We start from the raw sequence: 5,935 nt of genomic DNA, 5'->3' as shown, positions 1-5,935 counted from the left end.
CGTGAACGTGGTCTGGAAGATTTTAAAGCAGGTAAAGTACGCGCATTGGTAGCAACAGATGTTGCTGCACGTGGTCTTGATATCGAACAGCTTAAGCATGTAATCAACTTTGAATTACCATTTAAAGCAGAAGACTACATTCACCGTATTGGTCGTACAGGTCGTGCTGGTTTATCTGGTACGGCAACGTCTTTAGTCAGCATCGGTGAAAACTGGTTGTTAGAAGAGATTGAAACCCTGCTTGATACCCGTTTAGTGGCGCAATGGTTACCGGGTTATGAACCTGATCTAAGCAAACCTGTTGATGACGGTCGTAATAGCGGCGGTAAAAGTAAAGGCAATAGCCGTACTGATGACAAACGTCGTGCTAAAAACCGCTCTTACGGTAAGAAAACCAATAACCGTGCCAAGAAAGAGTCAAAACCAAGCCGTTAATTTGGCTAAGTAGCTTTGTTCGCTACGTTAGATAGTAATAGCTGCGTTCAGATAGACAAATTGATATGAATGGCTAAGGTTGAGAAACCTTAGCCATTTTTATCTAAATTATTTAAGCATAAACTGTGCCTTCGTCGGCATTACATGGCATACCCATAATGGGGTGTGGTAAAGTTAGATAGCTGTAGAGAAATAGAGTAATAAGTCTAGACAAATAAGATGTTAGGTATATAGTATTTTAAAAACAAGAGTGTAGAGGTCATTTTTCGCTAGAGAAGCTGACGATGTGCCCCCATATTTAGCAGATTTTGCACTCGATAAATTTCATGTTTTCAGCAACAACAAAAGACGAAATATGTTAATGCTGTGCATTAAAGGCTTACATCCATAACCTGAAGGACATGGTTTACGCCTAACTGATAAAGACTGTCATACGGTTATTCAACGAGTCAGTGGTGACTGTCGTGAACACCGAAAATCAAGCCTTTATCTCCGTTTACACCCGGGCGATAAGTGGAAATGTTAACGATAATAAAGGCATTAAAAATATCGTTAAACAACATGTCAAAAGTCTTAGAGCTGCCCATAAAAATGTTGGGAGTCGGGACGAAATATCAAGCTAATATTTTTCTTCGCTAATTTGACATGATTGAGCATAAAATTCGAGAAGAATTGAAAGCCAAAAAATGTATATTTCCCTAATTCAAAATACAAGTCCTGTTAAATTTAGACCGCCCGTTGGGCTTTCTTCTGTTTTCTGGGCTTCGACATTTGTAACTATCTAAACAGTATTAAGCCTTAGTTATAAATGGCGGATATAGATTATGTTTCAGTTAATTATATTTTTGTATTGTTGTTTATAAATAGGAGAAGTTATGTTTTTTTTCGAAAATATCCCATTGCATTCCGCACTTATGTGGTTTGGCATTCTGGGGGGTCTCTTGATCGCCAATGAAATTAGCCGCTTTAACAAGTACACGGGCATTTTCTTTTTTATGGTATTACCGGCAATTCTTGCTATTACGGTATGGCCGACCACTTCCGGTGCTGATTCCGGATCTCAAACTGCGAACTGGTTTGCCTGGACAAAAGTTATCTCAGCATTAATAGGGTGCTGGATTGGATTATTTTTGCGATTTACCAAGAAAGGCCAATCAAATAAGTATTTTCTACTTTTAGCTCCGGGTATCCTCGTTATCAACATTCTTGAAGCTGTTATTAGGGAGTTTGAAGTAGTTAACATGCAAGGGTTTACCGAAGGCATGTTCTATATGGGTGGTCCTTGGAATTACATTAATGCAATCGCGGGTATCTTCAATCTGCTTGTTGTATGTGGTTGGTTCGGTATTGTGATCACCAAAGATAGACACCATGACCTTGTATGGCCTGATATGACCTGGTTCTGGATCATCGGATATGGTCTGTGGAATTTTGCTTATGTGTATAACTGCCTAACAGACCGTTCATTCTACAGTATGGCGTTAATTATATCGGCGACAATACCAGCTTTACTTATGAAAAAAGGCGCCTGGGCTCAGCATCGGGTTCATACCCTGGCGTTGTACATGATGATGATGATGACGATCCCTGACTTCTTTATTATGGGTAAATATGCAGTAGCATCAACCCATAGTCCTGTTACTTACTATACGATTAGTATCATAGCGTTGGTATTTAACACCGGTATTTTGGGTTATCAGGTTTATACCATCATTAAACGTAAGAAAAACCCGCTTACCGATGAGCTTTATGATCATCTGAGTGAATCTAAGGGCATTAAGGCTGAAAATGCTCATCTCATAGAAGATAAATATGCTGTTACAGTATAATTAGACTTAAGGTTCCGATGCCTTTCGGAGCCTTTTTTTAGATGCAGATTTCGACTGTTGCAAACTCAGATGTAAAACAAAGTCGAGACAGCCTTACAAGCAAAGGGCATTCCTGCGGATAAAATATTTCTGTCACCGCTGTATCTAAATTGCGCCGCTAAGATTGTAATCCCCTTTATTCATCTCTCATTCAGCTTGTTTGGGTATACTCCTTATATATAGTAAACTCTTTATTACAGTAGACTTTCTATTTACAGAAAGGACCTTTGTTCTCCTTCCTTTAACCATGAAGTAGGTATATGCGAGACTCAGACAAAAAATTTTCCAAATTAATGAATAAAGCATCTCGTAAAGCTACATCCCTTAAAGAAGATGGGCTGGCGAGTATTGCTAAGCTGCAGAACCGTTACTTTTGTATTGGTATAACCGGCTTGAGTAAAAGTGGTAAATCGACCTTTATCACCAGCTTGATTAACCAGCTTATGCAGCATGAGAATGCCTGTCTCGCCGGATTCTCGCCAGTATTGAGTGAACGTCTACTCGGCGTGAAAATGCACCCGTTAGCAGATGTGGATATTCCGGTATTTCCTTATGAAAAAAATTACCAGAGCCTAACGCAAGCACAAGCTAAGTGGCCAGCATCTACGACAGACATTAGCGGTTGCTTGCTTGAATTAAGATTATCACGAGCAGGGCGACGCTTAAATCCATTAAAGGCTGAGCAGTTTTCCTTGTTTCTTGAGATCCGTGATTATCCGGGAGAGTGGCTACTCGATTTACCGCTGCGTGACATGAGCTTTGCGCGTTGGAGCGAACAATGCCAAGCGCAATACCAAGCATCACCGCGACGAGAATTGATGGGTGACTTGTTTGACGAATTAAGTCAATTAGACCTAATGTCAGCGGTTGACGAAACAGTATTAAAATCATTAAACGCTAAGTTTGTGCAGTTTCTGCATGACTGTAAATATAAACACCGCAGTTTAAGCTTGATCCAGCCTGGACGCTTCTTATTACCTGGGTCTGTAGAGAATAGTGATCTATTAAACTTTGTGCCGTTGCTGGGTTGTCAGCAATACAGTGACGAAATACTCAACGAAGCGGCTGATAATAGCTATTACAAGTATTGCCTGCGTAATTATCAAGGTTATGTGAAGCAATTAGTTGATCCTTTTTATAAAAACTTTTTTAGTCGTATTGACCGCCAACTCGTGCTGGTGGACGTGGTTAATACCTTAAATGCAGGACCCGATTATCTGGATGATATGCGCCAAGCATTAACTAGTATTACCGAGAGTTTTTCATACGGTAGCCAAAATCGCTTAGTGCAATTATTTAAACCTAAGATTGATAAGGTGGTGTTTGCTGCGACCAAGATAGATCAGGTATTAAGTGAAGATCATGATGCTGTTCGACAGCTGTTAGGTGTGATTGTAAAGCAGGCTTATAAGAGTGCTCAGCATGAGGGCGTACAGCCAATTTGTGAAGCGACAGCTGCGGTACGCTCTTCTAAAGAGATAAAACATCAAGGTGACCGTGGTATTGCAGGTTGTGGCGTGAATGGCAAACCTATTGGTTACATTCATCCCACTATCCCGACTCGGATCCCTGAGGGCAAACAATGGCAGCCATTTTTAGATTGGCAGATACCCTTGTTAAATCCGCCGCAAGGGTTGTCGTTTAATAACCGAGACGTATTACCACACATTCGCATTGATAGTATTTTGAATGAATTAATAGGGGATAAATGCCTGTGACTAAGCAAGGTAAAACCATCGATATGCAAGTTGATAATGTTGTGGCAACGCCAACTCGTGAAGCAAAAGTATTTATGCCGGATCTCGATAATGACTTGAGTAAAGCACCAGCTTCAATTACCGCAGACGATGTGGTCGATGACGCTTACCGTGGATTAACGCTAGAAGCATTGCCAATTAAAGGGCTTAAATCGTTTGTTATCGGGGTGGCGAGCATCTTTGGAGTGATGTCTTTGTGGCAAATTTATACTATTTTTCAAAGCGCGTTAGCCTTGCATTGGATTGCGGCAAGCGGTTTCGCTGGATTGATTATTATTGTTGCAGTGCTGGCACTACGTAGTTTATTTAGCTTTATGTCGGACAAAGAAAATATGGCGGCATTGCAAGGAATACAAGATAAAGCAGAGCAGTTAAAAGCTACTCATGATGTCGGCCAAGCAAAAGGTTTGATCGCTAAGTTAACTACGTTTTATAAAGGTAAACCACAAGCGACATTACTGGCAAAAAGCCTAAAATCTATGCCTGATTACAGTAATGATAAAGAAGCTATGGTGCATTTGGAACAAGTGTTTCTCGCGCCATTAGATAAAGAAGCATTACGCCGCGTTTCGAAACATAGTGTGCAAACCGGGGTTGTGATAGCTGCTAGCCCATGGGCGACTGTGGATATGTTATTAGCATTGTGGCGTAGCATGAAAATGATTGACGAAGTAGGGCAGGTATACGGTATGCGCCCTTCTTTGGCTAACCGTTATAAACTATTAAAAAGTGTCCTCCGTTACCTAGCACTAATCGGTGTGAGTGAATTGGTGCTCGATGAAATGTTACAAGAGTTCGGTACAACCAGTTTAGCGGGCATTACTGGGGCACGTTTAAGCCAAGGCATTGGTGCTGGTGTATATACCGCGCGTATTGGTTTAGCGGCGGTGACAGCGTGCCGACCGATTAGTTTTTCAGCAGAAAATAAACCCAAACTAAAAGACTTTATTAAACGAATTATACAACGCATGAATGGTTAAAACCGATGCAGTAAGACTTGCGGCGGGTAATTTCCTTATTTACGCTATAAATAGTCTATCATTGAAGCTTGTAAGCCGTAATTATATTATTGTTTTACTTGGGTTTAATGGTAGGCTTATCACTTATTACAAGAAGTCTTACAAGCGGTAAGAAAGATTCTGAGCGATTAAAGGAGTTAATTATGCTGGAATACGCTGCACTGGGAATACTGGTGTTTGTTGCTATTGTACTGTTTTATGGTGTTATCGTTATACATGATATTCCCTATGAAATTGCAGTCCACCGAAACCATCCTCACCAAGATGCAATCCATGTTGCAGGCTGGGTAAGTCTCTTCACCTTACACGTACTTTGGCCTTTCCTGTGGATTTGGGCAACTTTATATCGAACCGATCGTGGATGGGGCTTTTCCGATGGCCATTCAGGTAAAGAACATATTGAAAAATTAGAACTTGAATTAACTGAAGTAAAACAACGTCTCAATGCGTTAGAAGGAGGAAGTGAATAATGGATTTATTACTCATACTAACGTATACCGCTGTTTGTATCGCTATATTCAAAATCTTCAAGATCCCGCTAAATAAATGGAGTGTACCCACCGCGGTACTCGGTGGGATTGTGTTAATTGGTGGACTGGTCTTCACCATGAATTATAACCATCCGTTTTCAGAAATTAGTCGTGAATACTATGTAACAACACCGATTGTGCCTGCGGTTAATGGTAATGTCATTGAAGTACCTGTTGAACCGAATCAATTACTGATGAAAGGTGACGTGCTTTTCAAATTAGATCCAAAACCATTCCAAGATAAGCTTGATTCAATTGAAGCCAATCTCGTGGTTGCGACTTCTGACTTTAAACGTGCTAAAGAACTGTATAGTAAAGGTATTGGT

At 40.6% G+C, this 5,935-nt stretch carries 6 protein-coding genes; all 6 read left to right on the top strand.

The window, feature by feature from the left end; genetic code table 11:
- A partial coding sequence (locus QNK26_RS10585; protein WP_319222789.1) for a helicase-related protein occupies positions 1-435 on the top strand: 435 nt, incomplete at its 5' end.
- Positions 436-1,310: 875 nt separating this feature from the next.
- Positions 1,311-2,264, top strand: coding sequence for a DUF5692 family protein (locus QNK26_RS10575; RefSeq protein WP_319222788.1), 954 nt, complete (start codon positions 1,311-1,313; stop codon positions 2,262-2,264).
- 299 nt (positions 2,265-2,563) lie between these two features.
- Positions 2,564-4,021: a YcjX family protein gene (locus QNK26_RS10570; protein ID WP_319222787.1), complete on the top strand. Its 1,458-nt coding sequence runs from the start codon at positions 2,564-2,566 to the stop codon at positions 4,019-4,021.
- The gene (locus QNK26_RS10565) at positions 4,012-5,040 is read left to right on the top strand and encodes a TIGR01620 family protein (RefSeq protein WP_319222786.1); all 1,029 of its coding nucleotides are present in this window, start codon (positions 4,012-4,014) and stop codon (positions 5,038-5,040) included. Before QNK26_RS10570 ends, QNK26_RS10565 begins: the two co-directional genes overlap by 10 nt.
- 182 nt (positions 5,041-5,222) lie before the next feature.
- Positions 5,223-5,549 carry a DUF3302 domain-containing protein gene (locus tag QNK26_RS10560; protein ID WP_319222785.1) on the top strand — a complete coding sequence of 109 codons (327 nt, stop codon included), beginning with the start codon at positions 5,223-5,225 and terminating at the stop codon, positions 5,547-5,549.
- Positions 5,549-5,935: biotin/lipoyl-binding protein (locus QNK26_RS10555; RefSeq protein ID WP_319222783.1), on the top strand; the 387-nt coding region annotated here is incomplete at its 3' end. The genes QNK26_RS10560 and QNK26_RS10555, both read left to right, overlap by 1 nt.

The sequence above is a fragment of the Moritella sp. genome, assembly GCF_033791185.1.
GTDB lineage: Bacteria > Pseudomonadota > Gammaproteobacteria > Enterobacterales > Moritellaceae > Moritella.
The sequence above is the reverse complement of the archived record's forward strand: the minus strand, read 5'-3'. Positions and strand labels throughout refer to the sequence as shown.

Bases quoted from the DNA above. Each gene is read 5' to 3' on its own strand.
- QNK26_RS10575 (WP_319222788.1), top strand. From the start codon at position 1,311: ATGTTTTTTTTCGAAAATATCCCATTGCATTCCGCACTTATGTGGTTT.
- QNK26_RS10570 (WP_319222787.1), top strand. From the start codon at position 2,564: ATGCGAGACTCAGACAAAAAATTTTCCAAATTAATGAATAAAGCATCT.
- QNK26_RS10565 (WP_319222786.1), top strand. From the start codon at position 4,012: ATGCCTGTGACTAAGCAAGGTAAAACCATCGATATGCAAGTTGATAAT.
- QNK26_RS10560 (WP_319222785.1), top strand. From the start codon at position 5,223: ATGCTGGAATACGCTGCACTGGGAATACTGGTGTTTGTTGCTATTGTA.